We start from the raw sequence: 18377 nt of genomic DNA on the forward strand, positions 1-18377 counted from the left end.
ATGTGTATATTTGCACGCTGAAATTTTAAGCTTAATTCTATGAGTTAGTAAGTCTTAAAGAAAACAAATTTTATGAGAAATAGCACAATAAAATTTTTAATTTTAATAGCTGTTTTAACATTTGCAAGTTTAGGTTTCACTTCAAAAAAAGAAACCAACGTTCTTAAAAATAATATTGAAATACATAACAAATCACCTAAGCTAGTTACAGTGCTACCAATAGGTGAAGCTAAAACAGAAGAAGCGCCAATTCCGTATACAGGAAATAAATATTTGGGTTTCAAAGAAGCTTTAGCATTTAAAGAATCGCAAGGAAATTACTTCGTGGTAAACACCTTAGGGTATCTTGGAAAGTATCAATTTGGAAAAGGAACATTAGAAATGATCGGAATTTATAATCCGCAAGCATTCTTACACGATCCAAAATTACAAGAAAAGGCCTTTGAAGCAAATGCATCACGAAATAAGTGGATTCTTAGAAAAGACATTAAACGCTCAGTCGGTAAAAGAATTAACGGTGTGTTGATTACAGAATCAGGAATTCTGGCAGCAGCACATTTAGCCGGACCAGGAAGCGTAAAGAAGTATTTAAGAAGTGGCGGATCGCAAGGATTTGCCGATGCTTATGGCACAACAGTGAAACACTACATGAAGAAATTCGCAGGGTACGATGTTTCCTCTATAAAAGCCAACAAAAAAGCTAGAGTATCATAACTCTAAAGTTTAGTTAAGAAGATGACCTCAGTATAGAAATATGCTGAGGTTTTTTTATTTCTAAATTTTAAATAGGAAGTCAAGAAACAACTAGTTTTAAAATACTTCTCGATACAATTTTCTATCGAAAACCACTCGAAGTGACGTTTTGAGATGCTTTATGAAATTGTAAATGCTAAATATTGAATTTTAAATGTAAAAGTGTTTTTTTTGAATAACGAATAACGAATAACAAAAGTGCGAAGCACGTCTAAAATACTAAGAGCGAAGCGATACCAACATTCCAAGAGCAAAGCGAGTCTAAAAGCGAAGCGCTCTAACATCTAACAGCGAAGCGGTCTAATATCTATTTATCAATAATAAACATCGTCGGTCGCTTATGTAAATTCACTGAAGTCTTTTTCCACTCATTAATCGTTAACGTACGAATGTATTCTGTACTGAGCGTAATATCACACGCAATACACAAACGCGTATTTCCAGAAAGTGTCGCAGTTAAATCCGCTAATAATTTATCATTTCGGTATGGAGTTTCTATAAAAGCTTGTGATTGTTGCAAATCGCCAGCACGTTTTTCCAATTGTTTGATCGCTTTTTTACGTTCATGACTGTCAATTGGTAAATATCCGTTGAAAGCGAAGTTCTGTCCGTTCATACCAGAAGCCATCATTGCCATTAAAATTGAAGATGGACCTACTAATGGAACCACTCTAATTCCTCGTTGATGTGCAATCTTTACAATCTCCGAACCTGGATCGGCAACACCAGGACAACCAGCTTCCGAAATTAAACCAACATTTTTTCCTTGAAAAGCGGCTTCTAAAAACGCAGGCAATTCTTCATCTTTGGTGTACTTATTTAAAACATGCAACTGTAACGAAGGTTGTGACTTTTTTGGCGTAATCTTTTTAATAAAGCGTCGCGCCGTTTTTTCATTCTCAACAATATAATAATCCGTAGTTTCAATGATTTTTTTGACTGATAATGGAAGCACTTCTAATGGTTCATTATCGCCTAAAGTAGTTGGAATTAAATATAAAATTCCGTTGGTTGCATGCATAGGTAAGGAGTTTGTTTACAAATAAAACTAATTTTTGACTAATTTATGATAGGAAACAGTGTCATTATTTGAAATTAATTGCACAATATAAATTCCTTTGCTTAATTGATCAGTCATAATTTTTTGATTCTCAGTTGTAATAGATGTCGTTGAAACTAGTTTTCCGCTAAACGAGTACATCACGACTTCTTTAATCTGTGAAGCTGCATTTTGATTGTTAATCTGAAAATAGTTTTGTGCAGGATTTGGGTAGAGTTGATATTGGTTTGAAAGTGAATTTTCTTCCACGCCCAAAGTTGGGTCAAATACTTTATAAACAATTCCGTTAGTCAAACCTGCAGCATATAATTCTTTGCTAGAATCTTCTCCGAAAGTTGCGATATTTCCAGTGAAAGGTCCGTGAAATAACATATTCCATGTACCGCCTGAAAACTTTAGTGTTCCAACTTCGTTGGTGCAATAATCTGCAAAAAAGTACGCGCCTTCTAAATCTGGATACAAATTACCTCTATATCGATAACCACCAGTAATAGAACATTTAAAAGGATTTCCACCGTAATTATATTCACCAACAGGAAATGTAATTGTTGACATTGCTGGGCAACCAGAAGTATTAAACGTGCTGTTTCCTTCATAACATCTCCAACCAAAATTATAACCAGCGTTTACGATAGGAACATTATTAATTTCTTCTTTATTATTTTGTCCAACATCGCCAATCCATAATTCACCATTATTGCTGTCAAATGACATTTTCCAAGGATTTCGAAGCCCGTATGACCAAATTTCGTCCAAACCAGCAGGATTTCCAACAAATGGATTCGTTGCAGGAACTGTAAACGAAGTTGCGCCACTGACATCAATTCGGAGAATTTTACCTAAATGTGATTGTAAATTTTGTGCATAATTTTGTGGATCTCCGCCGCTTCCGCCATCGCCCAAAGCAATGTATAAATAACCGTCAGTGCCAAATGCTAGCGAGCCGCCATTGTGATTGTCATACGGTTGCGAAACTGTAAGTAGAATTTCTTCGGAAGTATCATCGGCAACATCAGGATTTGCAGAAGTTGTAAATCGTGCAATCACCGTATCTCCGCTAAGATTTATATAATTTACATAAAATCGATTGTTGGTTGCGTAATTTGGATCGAATGCCAAACCTAGCAATCCTTGTTCGTTTGCGGTGGAACGAACACGTGCATCAATATCTAAAAATGCTGTTGGATTTGTGACTCCTGACGCATTTAAAATTTTGATTACACCATCTTGTTCCACAATAAATAATCGGGAATCGCCAGCATGTTTAATGTCTACAGGTCTTGAAAATCCTGTTGCAAATACGTCTAAATCGACACTTTGAGAAAATAAAAGTATGGGGAAAAGTAGAGCGAGTAATATGTAGTTTCTTGGTTTCATAGTAGAGTAGGTTAGCTTTTTTTCAGTCAAGATACAAAAAAATGAAAAGCACTTTTACTTTTTATGATTTGGAAAGTTTCGCTGCAAAAATGCTACACGCTTCATCTAACATTTGAAATACATTTTCAAAACCTTGATCGCCGCCGTAATACGGATCGGGAACTTCTGCGTTTGAATTTGGTGAAATTTGATTCAACATCAAATGAACTTTTGAGCGATCTTCGGCAGTTTTTGCCAAACTTAGAATGTTGTTGTAATTGGATTGATCCATCGCAAAGATGTACTCAAACGTTTGAAAATCACTTCTAACGAACTTTCGCGAGCGTTGATAGGTAATGTCAATTCCATATTGTTTGGCAGTAGCAATCGATCTTCTATCTGCTAATTCACCAACATGATAACCAGCGGTTCCGGCAGAATCAACCATAAATTTTGTTGGATCGAGTTTAGAAGCTAAAATGCCTTCTGCTAAAGGAGATCGACAGATATTCCCTAAGCAAACCATTAGAATTTTAGTTTTCATGAAGTGTGATTATAACGAAAGTTTCTTTGTCAAATCTTCCACATATTTGCGGAACTGCTTATCGGTAGAGGATAAGTTATCAACCGTTTTACATGCGTGTAAAACCGTTGCGTGATCACGTTTTCCAATTTGAGAACCAATACTTGCGAGTGATGCTTTTGTAAATTTCTTCGCAAAAAACATTGCTAACTGTCTTGCTTGTACAATATGACGCTTACGTGTTTTTGATTGCAAGGTAGAAACATCCATCTGGAAATAATCGGAAACTACTTTTTGAATGTAATCGATAGAAACTTCGCGTTTTGTGTTTTTTACAAACTTTTCAACGACTTGTTTTGCCAATTCAATCGTAACTTCTTTTTTATTGAAAGATGATTGTGCGATCAATGATATAATAGCACCTTCTAATTCACGTACATTCGATTTGATATGCTTCGCGACATATTCCACAATATCATTAGGCATTTCCACACCATCACGATATAATTTGTTTTTCACGATTGATACACGTGTCTCAAAATCAGGAGTTTGTAATTCGGCAGAAAGTCCCCATTTAAAACGAGATAATAAGCGTTGCTCAATATCTTGCATGTCTACAGGTGCTTTGTCTGACGTTAAAATTACTTGTTTTCCATTTTGGTGTAAGTGATTGAATATGTGGAAAAATACATCTTGTGTTCCAGATTTTCCAGAGAAAAACTGAACATCATCAATAATTAATACATCAATTAGTTGATAAAAATGTATAAAATCGTTTCGTGTATTCTTCTTTACAGATTCTATGTATTGTTGTGTAAATTTCTCAGCAGAAATGTACAACACCATTTTTTCAGGATACTTATCTTTGATATCAACACCAATTGCGTGTGCAATGTGTGTTTTCCCTAATCCAACACCACCAAAAATTAATAGTGGATTAAATGACGTTCCGCCAGGTTTATTGGCAACTGCCATTCCTGCAGATCTAGCCAAACGGTTAGAATCGCCTTCTAGGAAGTTATCGAAATTATAATTTGGATTTAACTGAGATTCAATTTTAACATTTCTAATACCAGGAATGATAAACGGATTTTTCAGTTCAGGACTTTTGTTTTTGATTGGCACATCAATTTCTTGTGCACGCACGCCGCTACGATTTGCACTTGGAATTTTTTCCGTGAATGGTTTTTTGTTACCATACGTATTTTCCATCTTAATGATATATACTAAACGTGCTGTATTTCCTAACTCTTTAACTAAAGCGACTTTAAGTAACTTTACGTAATGTTCTTCTAACCATTCGTAAAAAAACTTACTAGGGACTTGAATGCTTAACGCTTTATTCGTTAACTTTACAGGCTTTATAGGCTCAAACCAAGTTTTATATGCTTGTGGCTGAATGTTGTCCTTTATGAAAGACAGACAATTATCCCATACTGATTGCGCAGTTACACTCATTATTATTGTTAAAAATTGTTAGTTAGGTTAGAAAAAAAGAGAAAATTCGGGGTTTTCTCCTCCTATTATTTTGCGTGAACAAATATGTGAAAAAAAAAGTGAAAAAAAAATTAGTAGCCTATTGAATTTGTTAAATTTTTTTCGCATGCCTAGTTACAATTTCTTTACAATTAGTTAACATATCTAAATATACATAAAATACTTTGAGAAGTCACGAAATAAAAGTAAGAATTCGATATGCCGAAACCGACCAAATGGGCGTTGTGTATCACGGTAACTATGTACAATTCATAGAAATGGGGCGAACCGAGTGGTTGCGCGCCTTAGGAATTTCATATAAACAAATGGAGGAAGCTGGTGTGATGCTCCCTGTTATATCAATTACTATAAATTATAAAAAATCTGCGTATTACGATGATGTACTGACGATTAAAACAACACTGAAAAAATTACCGTCTGTTAAGATTGAATTTGAGTACGAAATTTTGAACGAAAGTAAGGAAATTATTACAGTAGGAAACACCGTTTTGGCATTCATCAATATGAAGACAGGCAGACCAATGAAATGTCCTGCGCATTTGATCGAAAAATTATCGACGATTGACTTCTAATTTGTAACATTTTGAATACATATTATTTATATGACAGTAGCGCAAACTAAATTATGGAACAAAATTCGAAATTTTGAAATTGATGATATAAGTTCTTCTTTTACCTTTACAGATAGAATTGCTAGAGAGAATGGTTGGTCATTAGAATATTCTTTGCGAGCAGTTTTGGAATACAAAAAATTTCTGTTTCTGATAGTAATTTCAGATTTTCCACAAACACCTTCAGATCAAATTGATCAAGTTTGGCATCTTCACTTGTTATACACAAAATCGTATTGGATAGATTTTTGTCAAAACACAATTCAAAAATCAATTCATCATGGACCTACAAAAGGAGTAGAGGAAAAGTCGCTTTTTAAAGAACAATATTTGAAAACTCTTGAGTTTTATGAATCTATATTTTCGAAACAACCTCCAAAAGATATTTGGGTTGATGTTGATACGAGATTTAAAGAAATTCATTTTACACGTGTAAATAGACACAAAAACTGGATCATTCCTAAATTACTATTAAAAAAATAATGAAGCTACTCTCTAAAATAACACCAGCTGAAACAATTCTTATAAAAGAATGTGGTGATGCTCAACTAAAAAACCTATTGAGATTTACTTTTATGGATTTACTCCTTAAAAAAGTTATTAAAATAGTTGAAGAAGACAAACAACCACACCCTAGAGATCAAGTTCGCACATACACTTATGTTGAATCTGGCAAAAATTTTAATTCATATAAACCAAAAAATCATGAGTTAATCTTTATGAGTCCTTTTGTTGAAGAAGAATTAATTCAAATCTTATTCAAGCATTTTGTGAAAATTATATATGATGCTTCTGGTGGAAAAAAGAATTATAGAGAAAGTATAAAAAGTAATGAAACACAAAAACATTATTTTAATCAGTCGTTTTTTATAAACTTATTTCGATTTGTAAGACTAACTAAAGAAGGAGAAAAAGTCAAACAAGAAATAACTGCATATTTAAAAGAAGTTGACGAAAACATTGGTGATTTATTAGAAAATGATCAGAAAAAAGCATTAGAACTATTAGTTAATATTGGCGGAAATATATTTTTAATAAGGAATTTAGATTTTGACCTTCTTAAAAAAATAGATAAAGAACTCTTAAACCAACATAAAGCATTACACGAAAATATTGATCATTACGATGACGGTTGGTATTTGTTTGAAGATAGTTATTTATTTGAAGATTCTCTTGATTCCTTTTTTTATGACACTATAGACTCTTTCGATTCAGAATTTGATGCATCTAGTTGTTCATCTTGTGATAGTGGCTGTAGTAGTTGTGGTGGCTGTGGAGGTTGTGATTAAAATCGAAATTACTATTTGAATTTTCTTAACCTCAAGCAAATTATAATACTGAGCTAACTATTGAAAGTTTACAATTTTGTAAACTTTTTTAATTCATATTACATAATCCGGAAACATTTTCGTATCTTCATGCTATGGTAATTATCGAAACTGCAACAGGAAATTCACATCCAGTGGAAATAAAACTTGTTGATGATTCAGATTATCAGAAATTAACAAAAGCACGTTACTTTTTCGATTGGAAAGCAGAAAAACAATTTGAAGTCTATAAATTGTGCATCTTTGGTTCCAATGAAATCTTAGGATTGATCTCTTTAGAGCGAATTCCTGACGAATGGAGAATTCATATTAGATTGTTGACGGTTTCTGTTGAAAATCAAGGAAAACACAAACTATTTGATAACATTGCAGGAAACTTGATAGCGCATGCTGCAAAAATTGCAGTTGCTGCGTATGCCGAATTAGCCTGTGTTTCATTACGACCAAAAACTGAAATAGCGAAACATTATATAGAAACGTATAATATGCAAGTAACAGGATTGACGTTGAGCATCGAAGTGCCCGAAATACTAAATTTAACAAATCGATTTGACCATGACTAGAGCGGAAAATAAAGATTCAAATAACCATCCAGAGTTTGGTGTAGATTCACGATATACTTCAAAAAAGGAATCTCAATCTGAAGCTACTGCATTAATGGAAGCACGTTTGGCGCGCATGAAAAATGTGTCTAAAGATGATATTATTCGTGCGAAACTCATGCAGTTAAAACTAAACATGGAAGCGTTTATCAAACAGCCTATTCATGAGCCTCACAACTATTTTTCAGAATTCTTGCAATCGTATATAGATGCAATTTATTCGAAGCGAAGTATTTTTGCAATGGATCTTGATATTACTCCGTCAAAACTAAGTCAGGTGATCAATAATCACAGAGAACCACAAGATGAGTTCCTATTAAAATTGATGATTCATTCCGAGAAAATTTATGCAAATGTTTGTCCTTTTCAAAAGGAAATTTGGTATCAAGTGTATTTTCATGAGAAGTTGTGCAAAATGATGTCTACGCAAAAAGAATGGACATCAAAATTTGAAAATGTTGTGTCTGTAAGTGAGCCTATTACAAAATATGAAAAGTAATTTGTAGCGATTGTTCGTGTTTTATATTGAATTTTATTCAAGTAAGTTAATGATGATTAAATTATACAGTAAAATAGATGACGAAAAAAACACCAAATATGAAAACGTCTTTTCTTCACACTTTTTGGGTGCAATTAGATTTGAGACTTTCTGAAGAGTTTTCCAAATCAGAAGATCCTTTGTTGAAAAACTTTTGGTGTGATGGAATTTATTTATATCCTACAGATCATCAATTGGTTAAGAAGTATGTGAATGATAAGCGAAAAATTGTTGTGACGGCATGGCTAGGCAAAACAGGACAAGATGCGTACGAAGCAACGATTCATTTCGGAACGAGAGCATTAAGCAGATATGCGAAAGGAACAGATGTATCTGAAGCTATCCCTAAGTTTGAATCTCAAACAGAATGGATTGAAATTGATATTGAGCGAAAAACAATCGAAATACGACTAGATTGAACGTAATTGTAAGTGATAAGTATATACTATTCAAGCTCTTTAATCGCAATCTCATACAAATTTTGAAACAACTCAAAAATCTGTTGTGCGTCTTTTTGACGAACCGAAATGGTAATGCGACAATCCATTTCTAGTTTTTGAGCAATAATATTCAAGTTTCGCTCTTTTACCACTCGCATGACTTTGTTCATGTTTTTGTAATCAAAAACGAGTAAATAATCAATATTGATGGTTTTCTCCAAAATTTCTGAAGCTTCCAACGCTAATTGTGCGCCTGTACGATATGCATTAATCAATCCGCCAACGCCCAATTTTGTGCCGCCAAAATAGCGCACGACTACAATTAATATATCCGTAACATCAAAAGACTGAATCTGTCCGTAAATCGGCATTCCAGCACTATTGGAAGGTTCGCCATCATCATTGGCTCTAAAGCGAAACGGCTCCGTTTTACCAAATTGCCACGCATAACAAAAATGTCGCGCTGAATGATGACTTTTTTTCAAAGCTTCCAACTTTTCTTTTACGTCATCTTCATTAAACACCGGAAACGCATAGCCAAAGAACTTACTATTTCGATCTTTAAATAGTACTTCTTCCGAAGGAATGTCAATGGTTTTGTAGGTGTCTTTAGTTTCCAATATTTATAAATTACTGATTTATCGTTTTTTATTTTCTTTTTAGTTCGTGTCTTTTTTATTTTCTTAAAGATGAACTCATGAATCTTCGGTTTCTTTGTTCGCCCAAAGCATCTCGACTGCGCTCGATGTGACATTACGAAATAAAAGAAAACTGTGCGTTTAAATTTCCTAACGAAATTAGCTATTACAACTGTTGCGCCGAAATCGTAATCAATGCAATACTCACAATCGCGATTCCAATTCCAATCCAGTTTTTTAAGATGAGCTTTTCTTTAAAAATAAGGATTCCAAAAATAGTGGATAACATTACAATCGCTACATTATTAATCGGAAAAACCGTAGAACTATCGCCCAATTGATCAGGTCGTAATGCTTTCAACAAGAAAACTATCGAATAGAAATTTGGGATTCCGAGTGCAATTCCACCAAGGATTGTTTTTCCAGTAATCTTAAAATCGCGTCGAATGGTGATCACCATAATTCCAATAATTGCCGCACACGCAAAAATGGCTGCCGAAAAAATAGGCGTTTCACCTTCGGCAACATACGTAGTTTCCATGTATTTTATGGAAGTGTCAATGACGCCAGAACCTATAAATAGCAAGACAGGAAAGAGTAATTTTTTACGATCAAACGAAGCACCGTCTTTTTTAACTGTGGTTAAATAGACAGCGAGTAACGCCAAAATAATTCCAGCAATTTTTAATAGACTTAGCTTTTCATTGTATACAATCACCGCAAAAATCACAGGAACAACGACCGACATTTTACTTGAAACCGAAGCTACGGAAAGTCCATTGCGTTGCGCTGTGAGTGCCATCAAAATAAAAATAGAAATAAACAGAATTCCCAAGCAAACGGCACCAATCATCCAGGGTTTCTGGGTAACTTCTACAATTGTGATTCCATTTCCGTAAAAGAAAAATCCGCAAGTAAATGCTACAACGTAATTGACAACAATCGCTTGAAACGTGTTCACTTGAAACGTATCAAACAGTTTAAAGATGACAAATAGCGAACTCGAAATTAAAATACTTAGGATGAGGTAAATCAAAATAGTGATTTTTTGTGCGTGAACAAATCTACAACATCTTCTTCGCCCGGAATCAAATTCCAAACATGAATTCCTAAGTTCGCTGCGGAATCTGTGTTTTCGGCAGTATCATCAATAAATAAAGTTTCAGAAGCTTTCAAATCATTTTCACGCAATACAAATTCGTAAATATTGGCATCAGGTTTTCTGAGATTGATTTCATGCGAAAGGTAAAATTGCTCAAAACAAGCTGCAAACTCGTTGTATAATTCTGTTCCCCAATCGTGTTGAATCCACGAAATATGCAAATCATTCGTATTACTCAACAATAATAAACGATACTTTTTATCTTTGGCTAATTGCTGAATAAACTCCAACCGATATTTCGGAAAATCTAATAAAATAGCGTTCCAAGCGTCTATTAAACTTGCCTTCGTTGTATTTGGGAATTGGTTGTGATAAAAATCAACAAACGCTTCCGTTGTCATCAAACCTTTCTCGTATGCTTGATTCTTCTCAACCATTTCTGGCGTAAAATCAGTAATGCCTAATCTTTCCAATTCGCGCGCTGTTGCAGGTTTATCTAGGTTGATGAAAATATCACCAAAATCGAAAATTAAATTCTTAATCATTCGTATAAATATCTAATGAATTGTCTAAAATTGTTTGTTCAGATTGAAGTTTTCCTGTAAAAGTTGGCGCTTCAATTCCAGCTTGAAACGAAACGTTTCCTGTGAAAACGCGCGCTTCATCCCAAAGATTTGCATCAATAAACGTTTGCAAAGTTTGTTTTCCACCTTCAATAATAACCGATTGTACTTCGTATTTGTATAAAACTTCACAAATTTGTTCTGCAATATTTTTAGAAAAATCTATAACTTCAAAAATGATATTTTCTTTGTTATCTCTTTGCTGCTCGGTCAATACAATTGTTTTTATTGTTTGATCGAATAACGAATACGTTTCTGGAATTCGCAAAGATTTATCCAACACAATTCGCACAGGATTGTTGCCATGCCAATCGCGTGTATTTAACTTTGGATTGTCTGTAATTGCAGTATTTGTTCCAACTAAAATAGCAGCTTCTTCACTTCGCCATTTATGAACGAGCTGACGCGAAAATTTATTTGTAATCCAATTGGGTTGAACTGGATCATTTTCATGTCGAATCTTATCAATAAAGCCATCTTGCGTTTGCGCCCATTTCAGAATAATATACGGACGTTTGTATTGATGAAACGTGAAAAATCGTTTATTGGATGCGATACATTCAGCTTCTAAAACACCTAAAACGACTTCACAACCAGCGTTTTTGAGCTTTTCGATGCCTTTTCCAGCCACTTTTGCAAATGGATCAATAGTTCCAACAACAACTTTCGGAATTTGATGTTTGATGATTAAATCGCTACATGGCGGTGTTTTTCCAAAATGACTACATGGTTCTAATGAAACATAAATCGTTGCTTCTTTCAATAAAGAGGTGTCTTTTACGGAATGAATTGCGTTTACTTCGGCATGATCTCCACCATATGCACTTGTATATCCTTCGCCAATAATCACGTTATTATGCACAATGACTGCGCCAACCGAAGGATTCGGCATGGCAGCTTGCAAACCGTTTGCAGCCAATTGCAAACAACGTTTCATATATTTTTCATGCGAATGTTGCACTATAATTTTATCTTTATATCTTCAGTTTTGTCAACTTCATAATTGTATGAAAAGCCAAACGTACTATAAGTAATTGTTCCTTTGTATTGTACTTTCATTTTTTGATTGACAATACTATTTAGAATGCCTCCCAAAAGACCATTTTTATTTTTTTCAAACACTTCTTTTGTGGGAATGATCACTTTTAACGGGATTGTAAAATTTTCTTTTGCAGGAACTTTAAAAGATTCAGAACTCACGTTTGCAACCGAAACATCATTTACAAACACTTCAATTCCTTTGCATTCTAAACTTCCTCCAACATCATTTTGATTCATAAAATAAGCATCTGCCGTTAGCGTGATGGTTTCCAAAGTTGCATCTTCAACCACAACATTATCAACCTTTACGAATAATGGTTTTTCTTTGACTTTACAATTTATGAAAAGTAAGATGATTGGAATTATAAAAAGTTTTTTCATAATATAATTTGCTTTTTTCTGTAATGAATCATGCTGAAAATTTCGTCAGTTTGAGTGTTTTCATGTAATGAAAATGTATCGAAAATAAGAAACTTTCTAGCTGTATAGTTTCTCTTAAAAATCACTCGAAATGACGTTTTTATGATAATTGATCTTGAACCAACAACAAACAACTAGCAACAAACAACCAAATTTAGTATCTTCACAGCATCGCAAAACTACATAAATTCTATTTGAAGCGCACACAAAAATGAGTCAAGAATTTTACCAAGATCAAGTTTTTAAAAAGATCGATTATACACAACAAACTTTTCCGAAAGGAGAATATGACAATTGCACGTTTCTGGATTGCAAGTTTGAAGGCGTTTATTTGACAACAATGTCGTTTTTAGAATGTACGTTTGATACTTGCGATATGACAAATGCAAAAGTGAAAAGCACATCATTTACCGAAGTTGATTTTGTGAATTGTAAATTATTAGGAATCGATTTTAGTCAGTGTAATGATTTCATGTTTTCGGCAACGTTTCAAGACTGTATGTTGCAATTGGCTTCGTTTGCCGAATTAAAAATTAAGCAAACAACCTTCCGAATGTCTAATTTGCGAGAAGTAGATTTTACGGGAACCGATTTAGAAAACTCCGTTTTTGATGATTGCGATTTGCAACAAGCTATTTTTGAAGAAACCAATTTGGCAAAAGTAGACTTTAGTTCTGCTTACAATTACACCATTGATCCAAGTTTGAATCAACTTAAAAAGGCAACATTTTCACGTGTAGAAATTCACGGTTTATTAAAAAAATACGATATAAAAATTATATCCTAATGATTATTAGAGAAATACAACAAAAAGATAACAAAGATGTAGCAATTTTTATAAGAGCTGCTTTCCCAGAATTTAACATGGCAATGGTTGGAACTGCGTATGAAGATCCAGAAACAGATGCCATGTTTGAAGCATATCAAGGCGATCGTGAAGTATATTATGTGATTGAAGTTGATGGAGAAGTTGTTGGCGGTGCAGGAATTAAGCTATTGCGTGACAATACAGACAATGTTTGTGAATTTCAGAAAATGTATTTTTTGACGAAAACCAGAGGAAAAGGATACGGAAAATTGCTATTTTCGAAATGTTTAGAGGCTGCAAAAGATTTTGGTTACGATCAATGTTATTTGGAATCTTCGCCATTATTTGAGGCAGCAATTCATATCTATGAATCGTTTGGTTTCAGACAGTTGGATAAGCCTTTAGGGAATACAGGTCATTATTCCTGCGATATATGGATGTTGAAGGAGTTGTAACTTTTAGGTATTAGGTATTAGGTATTAGGTATTAGTATTTGTGATTTTTTATCCAAAACCCAAATTTAAGTTTAAGAGTTGAAAGGCTTATCAGTTTAGAAATCTTTTATGCAGTATAGTAATACAAACACGTTAAAAATTTTTGAAACCTTGGAGAAAATTTAGTGTTTGAATTACGGTTTTATTGCTTCCTGAAGAAGCAATAAAAATACCTCATAAAAGTGTCATTTCTTTTGGTTCATTTTCTTTGGACAAGCAAAGAAAAGAACAATAAAAATAGTTTTTTTGATAAAAAATTTAAAATAAAAATTTGAAACTAAAAGATATACAAGAAATATTTCACAAGGAATTGGATGAAATTTACGGAAAAGATGAAGTCAATAGCTTTTTCTTCATGTTAACGGAAGCCTTTTTTGGGTTGGAACGTTTTTCATTGGCAATAGATCCTGAAATTGTAATCACAAAAACGCAGGAAACTCTAATATTTGCAGCGTTAAGCGAATTAAAACTCGAAAAACCAATTCAACATATTCTTGGAAAAACTCACTTTTTTGGATTGGAATTTAAAGTAAATGAACACACTTTGATTCCACGACCAGAAACGGAAGAATTGGTACAATGGATGTTGGATGACCTCAAAGTTGAAAAATTACCCAACAAAATAATTCAAATTCTAGACATCGGAACAGGAAGCGGTTGCATTCCGATTGCACTCAAAAAGAATCTACCAAATGCTGTAATTTCCGCGCTAGATATTTCTGAAAACGCTTTGAAAGTCGCGAAAGAAAACGCAAAAAGTAACGAAGTCGAAATTCAATTTGTGCAAGCAAATGTGTTGACTTTAGAAAAATTGAATTTGTTTGAAGAAGAAAATATACTTTTTGACATTATTATTTCGAATCCGCCGTATGTGCGAAATTTGGAAAAAGAAGCCATGCACAAGAATGTTTTGGAATACGAGCCAGATTCAGCCTTATTTGTAGACGATCATGATGCACTCGTTTTTTACGACAAAATAGCGAATCTCGCGAAAGCGCATTTAAAACCATCTGGAAAATTATACTTTGAAATCAATCAGTATTTAGGCAAAGAAATGATCGATCTACTACAAAAGAAACAATTTAAAAACATCGAATTGCGCAAAGATATGTTCGGCGTAGACCGAATGACGAAGTGTATTCTAAATTAAAAATGTTAAATGCTACATTATAAATGTAAAAGTTTAAATTTAACATACCAACATACCAACATACCAACATACCAACATACCAACATACCAACATACCAACATACCAACATACCAACATACCAACATACCAACATACCAACATACCAACATACCAACATACTTGTCACATCGAGCGCAGTCGAGATGAACATCGAAAACTAAGATATCCATAATTTCATAGTCGTTTTTTTGAGATATTCATAAAAATTCTCTGAAGCTGCATTTTATTGTTTTACGTACAATTATAATTTGTATGTTTACAGTAATGAATACTCAAAATAAAAAATACAATAGAAAACCCATGTTGCGCTTGCGCAAACGCCGCCGCTAATTCTACTAATTAGCTCAACTCTATTGTTTCATTTTATTTATCTTTTTTGTGTATCATTTAACATTCATATCATCTTATCAACATATCGTTATTCCTCAGAATAACAATATTCCTGCACGCCGCTTTTTTCCGCGCCGCCCGTAAGGGTACATTTCTATTTTTGAACTTAGGTGCGTCCGGTTCTTCATTTTCAAAACATCATATCATTTAAGTTTAATCATTTTAAATCAGCACAATGGAAATTGTTATAGCTAACAATTCGCATAGTATATATGCAGATACTATTTGCGAAACTATTTTAAAAGCTGCCCAAGTAAGAGGAACAGGAATTGCCAAACGAAAACCAGCATATATTATTTCCAAAATGGAACAAGGCAATGCTGTCATTGCTTTAGATGGAGAAAAATTTGTTGGATTTTGCTATATAGAAGCATGGAGTCATGGAAAATTTGTTGCCAATTCTGGACTTATTGTTCATCCTGATTATAGAGGAAAAGGAATCGCGAAAATGATCAAGAAGAAGGTTTTTGAACATTCGAGAGTTAAGTTTCCCAACGCGAAAGTATTTAGTATCACCACCGGATTAGCTGTGATGAAACTCAATAGCGATCTTGGATATAAACCTGTTACATTTTCTGAACTCACAGACGATCAATCCTTTTGGAGTGGCTGTCAAACCTGCAAAAACTTTGATGTATTGAAACGTACAGAACAAAAAATGTGTTTGTGTACAGGCATGTTATACGATCCAAAAACAAGTGATGTGACTAAAAAAGTAAAAATAAAAGAACAGGTTTTCAACAGATTGAAAAACATTAAACAAGCCTTGTTTTTAAAAAAAGATAAAAAATGAAGACTTCAAAAAAATTAGTACTTGCCTACAGTGGCGGATTAGATACTTCGTATTGCGCGGTACATTTAACCAAAGACAAACACTTTGAAGTACATGCGGTAAGTGTAAATACAGGTGGTTTCTCGCCAAATGAAATCAAAGATATAGAAACGAATGCTTATAAAATGGGCGTTTCAACCTATAAAAATATTGACGCAGTGACTACGTTCTATCAAAAAGTTGTCAAATATTTGATTTTCGGAAACGTCTTAAAAAATAACACGTATCCTTTATCTGTAAGTGCAGAACGTATTGTACAAGCCATTGAAATCATTGAATATGCGAAAAGTATCAATGCCAACTATATTGCGCATGGAAGTACGGGCGCAGGAAATGATCAGGTGCGTTTTGATATGATTTTTCAAACATTAGCACCAGAAATTGAAATCATCACACCGATACGAGATCAAAAATTAGCGCGTCAAGAAGAAATCGATTATTTAAAAGCAAATAATGTGGATGCTTCTTGGGAAAAATCAAAATACTCTGTCAACAAAGGACTTTGGGGAACAAGTGTTGGCGGTGAAGAAACCTTAACTTCTGAAAAAGCATTGCCCGAAGAAGCATATCCTTCTCAATTGCAAAAAGAAGGCGAAGAAAAAGTACAATTGACTTTTCTGAAAGGAGAATTAATCGCGATCAATCAACAACAAAACACACCTGAAATAAACATTGAAATCTTAAATAATCTCGCTGCTGCATACGCAATCGGAAGAGACATTCATGTGGGCGATACGATTGTTGGAATTAAGGGAAGAGTTGGTTTTGAAGCGGCTGCGGCAATCATTACGATAAAAGCACATCATTTATTAGAGAAACATACATTGACGAAATGGCAACTGCAACACAAAGAATATTTGTCAAACTTTTATGGAATGCATTTGCATGAAGGTCAATATTTAGATCCTGTCATGCGAGACATGGAAGCTTTTCTACAAAATAGTCAGGCAAAAGTTTCGGGCGATGTTTTTATCACCTTGAAACCGTATCATTTTACACTTGACGGAATTCATTCAAAACACGATTTAATGAATGCAAAATTTGGCAGCTATGGCGAAATGAACTCAGGTTGGACAGCTGATGAAGCAAAAGGATTTATCAAAATTATCGGAAATCAAAACAAAATTTACCAACAAGTAAACTCAGAAGCATGATACAAGCAGGAATAATTGGCGGCGCAGGATATACGGCGGGAGAATTACTAAGAATCTTACTATATCATCCGAAAGTAGAAATCAATTTTGTGTATAGCACTTCAAATGCTGGCAACAAAATTAGTAGTGTACATCAAGATTTAGTTGGAACGACAGAAATGTTATTTACAAATACAATTGATACAACAGTTGACGTATTGTTTTTGTGTTTGGGGCATGGGAATTCTAAAAAATTCTTAGCAGAAAATACTTTTTCAGAAAACACAAAAATTATTGATCTAAGCAATGATTTTAGATTGCAAAAAGATGCACTATTTGAAGATAAAACTTTTATATACGGTTTGCCTGAATTACAAAAAGATGCGATCAAAAAAGCACAAAACATCGCCAATCCAGGTTGTTTTGCTACCGCGATTCAACTCGCTATGTTGCCTTTAGCACAACATGGATTATTAGCAACTGATGTGCATATAAATGCAGTCACAGGCGCAACTGGCGCAGGAACTTCCTTGTCAAAAACGACACATTTTACGTGGAGAGACAATAATTTTTCGCATTACAAACCTTTTACACATCAGCATTTAGGAGAAATTCATCAAACGGTAACGCAATTGCAAGAAGGTTTCACTTCAGAAATTAATTTCATGCCAAATAGGGGAAACTTTAGCAGAGGAATTTTCGCCACAGCGTATACAAAATTTGAAGGAAATTTAGAAGAAGCCATCAAACTCTACAAAGATTTTTATGCCGATGCGAAATTCACTTTTGTGAGTGACGAAAACATACATTTAAAACAAGTGGTAAACACCAACAAATGCTTGCTACATCTTCACAAACACGGAGATAAATTATTAATTACGAGTATCATAGACAATCTTTTAAAAGGCGCTTCGGGCCAGGCAATTCAGAATATGAATCTGATGTTTGATTTTGAAGAAACCGAAGGATTACAATTAAAAGCTAACTTTTTTTAAAAC

General features: G+C 33.9%; 23 protein-coding genes. 14 read left to right on the plus strand and 9 right to left on the minus strand.

Annotation, left to right across the window (positions count from 1 at the left end):
• Positions 1-72: 72 nt before the first annotated feature.
• Entirely contained in the window at positions 73-714 is a 642-nt protein-coding gene (locus H2O64_RS15680; protein WP_187563158.1) for a hypothetical protein, read from the plus strand.
• 346 nt (positions 715-1060) lie between these two features.
• Here H2O64_RS15680 and H2O64_RS15685 read toward each other — a convergent pair whose 3' ends face one another.
• The 4 genes from H2O64_RS15685 to dnaA all read right to left on the minus strand — a co-directional run bounded on the left by H2O64_RS15685 (position 1061) and on the right by dnaA (position 5150).
• Entirely contained in the window at positions 1061-1774 is a 714-nt protein-coding gene (locus H2O64_RS15685; RefSeq protein ID WP_187563159.1) for an SAM-dependent methyltransferase, read from the minus strand.
• Between the two features lie 27 nt (positions 1775-1801).
• The gene (locus H2O64_RS15690; RefSeq protein ID WP_187563160.1) at positions 1802-3190 is read right to left on the minus strand and encodes a PQQ-dependent sugar dehydrogenase; all 1389 of its coding nucleotides are present in this window, start codon (positions 3188-3190) and stop codon (positions 1802-1804) included.
• 61 nt (positions 3191-3251) lie between these two features.
• Positions 3252-3713 (minus strand): low molecular weight protein-tyrosine-phosphatase, encoded by a 462-nt coding sequence (locus H2O64_RS15695; protein WP_187563161.1) that lies wholly within the window; start codon positions 3711-3713, stop codon positions 3252-3254.
• 9 nt (positions 3714-3722) lie between these two features.
• On the minus strand, positions 3723-5150 hold the full coding sequence (gene dnaA / locus H2O64_RS15700) for a chromosomal replication initiator protein DnaA (protein WP_187563162.1): 1428 nt from the start codon (positions 5148-5150) through the stop codon (positions 3723-3725).
• Positions 5151-5353: 203 nt separating this feature from the next.
• On the opposite strand from dnaA, the gene H2O64_RS15705 reads away from it, so the two are divergent.
• The 6 genes from H2O64_RS15705 to H2O64_RS15730 all read left to right on the plus strand — a co-directional run bounded on the left by H2O64_RS15705 (position 5354) and on the right by H2O64_RS15730 (position 8687).
• Complete coding sequence (locus H2O64_RS15705) at positions 5354-5761, plus strand: acyl-CoA thioesterase (protein WP_187563163.1); 408 nt, start codon at positions 5354-5356, stop codon at positions 5759-5761.
• A 30-nt stretch (positions 5762-5791) separates the two neighbouring features.
• Positions 5792-6283: a glycine-rich domain-containing protein gene (locus H2O64_RS15710; protein WP_187563164.1), complete on the plus strand. Its 492-nt coding sequence runs from the start codon at positions 5792-5794 to the stop codon at positions 6281-6283.
• A complete protein-coding gene (locus H2O64_RS15715; RefSeq protein WP_187563165.1) occupies positions 6283-7089 on the plus strand; it encodes a hypothetical protein in 807 nt (268 codons plus the stop codon). Before H2O64_RS15710 ends, H2O64_RS15715 begins: the two co-directional genes overlap by 1 nt.
• Before the next feature lie 134 nt (positions 7090-7223).
• Entirely contained in the window at positions 7224-7691 is a 468-nt protein-coding gene (locus tag H2O64_RS15720) for an N-acetyltransferase (RefSeq protein WP_187563166.1), read from the plus strand.
• The gene (locus H2O64_RS15725) at positions 7684-8229 is read left to right on the plus strand and encodes a hypothetical protein (RefSeq protein ID WP_187563167.1); all 546 of its coding nucleotides are present in this window, start codon (positions 7684-7686) and stop codon (positions 8227-8229) included. The genes H2O64_RS15720 and H2O64_RS15725 overlap by 8 nt, the downstream gene beginning before the upstream one ends.
• Before the next feature lie 98 nt (positions 8230-8327).
• Positions 8328-8687 carry a hypothetical protein gene (locus H2O64_RS15730; RefSeq protein WP_187563168.1) on the plus strand — a complete coding sequence of 120 codons (360 nt, stop codon included), beginning with the start codon at positions 8328-8330 and terminating at the stop codon, positions 8685-8687.
• 26 nt (positions 8688-8713) lie between these two features.
• On the opposite strand, the gene H2O64_RS15735 is transcribed toward H2O64_RS15730, so the two are convergent.
• The 5 genes from H2O64_RS15735 to H2O64_RS15755 all read right to left on the minus strand — a co-directional run bounded on the left by H2O64_RS15735 (position 8714) and on the right by H2O64_RS15755 (position 12493).
• The gene (locus H2O64_RS15735) at positions 8714-9328 is read right to left on the minus strand and encodes an IMPACT family protein (protein ID WP_187563169.1); all 615 of its coding nucleotides are present in this window, start codon (positions 9326-9328) and stop codon (positions 8714-8716) included.
• 184 nt (positions 9329-9512) lie between these two features.
• The gene (locus tag H2O64_RS15740) at positions 9513-10382 is read right to left on the minus strand and encodes an EamA family transporter (RefSeq protein WP_187563170.1); all 870 of its coding nucleotides are present in this window, start codon (positions 10380-10382) and stop codon (positions 9513-9515) included.
• Positions 10379-10993 carry an HAD-IA family hydrolase gene (locus H2O64_RS15745; protein WP_187563171.1) on the minus strand — a complete coding sequence of 205 codons (615 nt, stop codon included), beginning with the start codon at positions 10991-10993 and terminating at the stop codon, positions 10379-10381. The genes H2O64_RS15740 and H2O64_RS15745 overlap by 4 nt, the downstream gene beginning before the upstream one ends.
• Positions 10986-12035: a bifunctional diaminohydroxyphosphoribosylaminopyrimidine deaminase/5-amino-6-(5-phosphoribosylamino)uracil reductase RibD gene (ribD, locus tag H2O64_RS15750; protein ID WP_317173840.1), complete on the minus strand. Its 1050-nt coding sequence runs from the start codon at positions 12033-12035 to the stop codon at positions 10986-10988. Before ribD ends, H2O64_RS15745 begins: the two co-directional genes overlap by 8 nt.
• Positions 12032-12493 (minus strand): hypothetical protein, encoded by a 462-nt coding sequence (locus tag H2O64_RS15755; RefSeq protein WP_187563173.1) that lies wholly within the window; start codon positions 12491-12493, stop codon positions 12032-12034. Before H2O64_RS15755 ends, ribD begins: the two co-directional genes overlap by 4 nt.
• Positions 12494-12743: 250 nt before the next feature.
• Here H2O64_RS15755 and H2O64_RS15760 point away from each other — a divergent pair, with 250 nt between their 5' ends.
• The 7 genes from H2O64_RS15760 (at position 12744) to argC (ending at position 18374) form a co-directional block, all read left to right on the plus strand.
• On the plus strand, positions 12744-13319 hold the full coding sequence (locus H2O64_RS15760) for a pentapeptide repeat-containing protein (RefSeq protein ID WP_187563174.1): 576 nt from the start codon (positions 12744-12746) through the stop codon (positions 13317-13319).
• On the plus strand, positions 13319-13795 hold the full coding sequence (locus tag H2O64_RS15765) for a GNAT family N-acetyltransferase (protein WP_187563175.1): 477 nt from the start codon (positions 13319-13321) through the stop codon (positions 13793-13795). Before H2O64_RS15760 ends, H2O64_RS15765 begins: the two co-directional genes overlap by 1 nt.
• Before the next feature lie 310 nt (positions 13796-14105).
• Positions 14106-14984 carry a peptide chain release factor N(5)-glutamine methyltransferase gene (gene prmC / locus H2O64_RS15770; protein WP_187563176.1) on the plus strand — a complete coding sequence of 293 codons (879 nt, stop codon included), beginning with the start codon at positions 14106-14108 and terminating at the stop codon, positions 14982-14984.
• 9 nt (positions 14985-14993) lie between these two features.
• Positions 14994-15185: a hypothetical protein gene (locus H2O64_RS15775; protein ID WP_187563177.1), complete on the plus strand. Its 192-nt coding sequence runs from the start codon at positions 14994-14996 to the stop codon at positions 15183-15185.
• A 404-nt stretch (positions 15186-15589) separates the two neighbouring features.
• Positions 15590-16207: a GNAT family N-acetyltransferase gene (locus H2O64_RS15780; RefSeq protein WP_187563178.1), complete on the plus strand. Its 618-nt coding sequence runs from the start codon at positions 15590-15592 to the stop codon at positions 16205-16207.
• Positions 16204-17400: an argininosuccinate synthase gene (locus tag H2O64_RS15785; RefSeq protein ID WP_187563179.1), complete on the plus strand. Its 1197-nt coding sequence runs from the start codon at positions 16204-16206 to the stop codon at positions 17398-17400. The genes H2O64_RS15780 and H2O64_RS15785 overlap by 4 nt, the downstream gene beginning before the upstream one ends.
• The gene (argC, locus tag H2O64_RS15790) at positions 17397-18374 is read left to right on the plus strand and encodes an N-acetyl-gamma-glutamyl-phosphate reductase (protein ID WP_187563180.1); all 978 of its coding nucleotides are present in this window, start codon (positions 17397-17399) and stop codon (positions 18372-18374) included. Before H2O64_RS15785 ends, argC begins: the two co-directional genes overlap by 4 nt.
• Positions 18375-18377: the final 3 nt, after the last annotated feature.

Source organism: Kordia aestuariivivens, assembly GCF_014397005.1.
Lineage (GTDB): Bacteria > Bacteroidota > Bacteroidia > Flavobacteriales > Flavobacteriaceae > Kordia > Kordia aestuariivivens.